The organism is Kitasatospora sp. NPDC057500 (assembly GCF_042802195.1).
GTDB lineage: Bacteria > Actinomycetota > Actinomycetes > Streptomycetales > Streptomycetaceae > Kitasatospora.
This window is the reverse complement of sequence record NZ_JBHVER010000425.1, coordinates 1-1,881: the sequence shown is the minus strand read 5'-3', so window position 1 is coordinate 1,881 and position 1,881 is coordinate 1. Positions and strand designations below refer to the sequence as shown.

At 69.1% G+C, this 1,881-nt stretch carries 1 protein-coding gene and 1 pseudogene; both read right to left on the bottom strand.

What is annotated here, in order from left to right; translation table 11 throughout:
• The coding region (locus ACFU74_RS37160) for a type I polyketide synthase (protein WP_380764558.1) at positions 1 to 1,513 on the bottom strand (1,513 nt) is incomplete at its 3' end.
• 42 nt (positions 1,514 to 1,555) lie between these two features.
• Positions 1,556 to 1,881, bottom strand: a pseudogene (locus ACFU74_RS37155) (polyketide synthase); the annotation flags it as partial.

Here is a 1,881-nt window from a genome sequence, read left to right as displayed (position 1 = left end):
CGGGACGATCGGCGGCGAAGGCGTGCAGTCGGTCCGCCTGGTCGGCCAACGCGCCGGCCGACTTCCCCGACAGCAGCCACACACTCGGCCCGTCGACGGTCACCTCTTCCGGATCACTGATGTCCGTGACGGGGGCTTGTTCGAGGATGAGGTGGGCGTTGGTGCCGCTGATGCCGAAGGAGGAGACGGCAGCGCGGCGGGGGTGCTCGGTGACCGGCCACGGGGTCTGCTCGGTCAGCAGGCGGATGTTGCCGGCGGTCCAGTCGACGTGCGGGGTCGGCTCGTCGATGTGGAGCGACTGGGGCAGGGTCCCGTGCCGCATCGCGAGGATCATCTTGATGACGCCCGCGACGCCGGCGGCTGCGGCGGTGTGGCCGATGTTCGACTTGATGGAGCCGAGGTGCAGGGGCAGCTCGGCGGGGCGGTCCTGGCCGTAGGTGGCCAGGAGGGCGTGGGCCTCGATCGGATCGCCGAGGCGGGTGCCGGTGCCGTGCGCCTCGACCGCATCGACCTGGTCGGCGGCAAGGCCCGCGCTCGCCAGGGCCTGGCGGATCACCCGCTCCTGCGAGGGACCGTTCGGAGCGGTCAGCCCGTTGCTCGCACCGTCCTGGTTGACGGCGCTCCCCCGGATCAGTGCCAGCACGGTGTGCCCGTTGCGCTGGGCGTCCGACAACCGCTCCAGCATGACCAGGCCCACACCCTCGGCCCAGCCCGTGCCGTCCGCACCCGCCGCGAACGGCTTGCACCGGCCGTCGGGCGAGAGGCCACGCTGCTTGCTGAACTCGACGAACTCGTCCGGTCCGGACAGCACGGTGACTCCGCCGGCGAGGGCGAGGTCGCACTCGTTGTTGCGCAGGGCCTGGCCGGCGAGGTGCAGGGTGACCAGGGAGGAGGAGCAGGCGGTGTCGACGGTGACGGCCGGGCCTTCGAGCCCGAGCGCATAGGCCACCCGCCCGGACGCCACGCTGGTGGTGCTGCCCGTCAGCAGAAACCCTTCGACTTCCTGCGGAGTCTGGTGGAAGGGCGGCGCGTAGGGCTGGGAGATCACCCCGGCGAACACCCCGGTGCGGCTGCCGCGCAGGGTGGCCGGGTCGATTCCGGTGCGCTCGCAGGTCTCCCAGGCGCACTCCAGGAGCAGTCGCTGCTGGGGGTCCATGGCCAGTGCCTCGCGCGGGCTGATCCCGAAGAACTCGGTGTCGAATCCGCTGACGTCGCGCATGAAGCCGCCGTGCCGGACGGTGGACTTCCCGGGGGTTTCGGGGTCGGGGTCGTAGAGCCCTTCGACATCCCAGCCGCGGTCGGTCGGGAATTCCACGATTGCGTCGGTCCCGGACGCGAGCAGTTCCCACAGGTCCTCCGGGGACGACACGTCTCCCGGCATCCGGCAGGCCATTCCGACGACGGCTATCGGCTCCTGCTGGTTCGACTCCAACTTGACCAGTCGCTGGCGTGCCTGGTGCAGTTCCGACGTGACCCGCTTGAGGTAGCCGCGGAGCTTCTCTTCGTTTTCCATGACAGATTCGTTCCTCTGGGCTGGATTTGTCGATACGTGCGGTCAGGAAATGCCGAATTCTTTGTCGATGAAGTCGAAGATCTCATCGTCCGACGCGGAGTCGATTTTCTGCGCGACGTCGGTGGTCGTGGAGGTCGCTCCCAGCTTGGCCAGGAGGCGCTGCAGTTGGGACGTGACGTGCACCCGGGCCTCGGCGTCCAGGGTCTTCACCAGCAGATCCGCGTCGATCTCTCCGAGTTGCGCGAAGAGATCGGAGGGCGCCGTCTCCGGCTTTTCCGTGGTGGTGGGGATGTGGGTGTGGATGTAGGTGGCGAGGGCGGTGGGTGTGGGGTGGTCGAAGATGAGGGTGGTGGGGAGGCGGAGTCCGG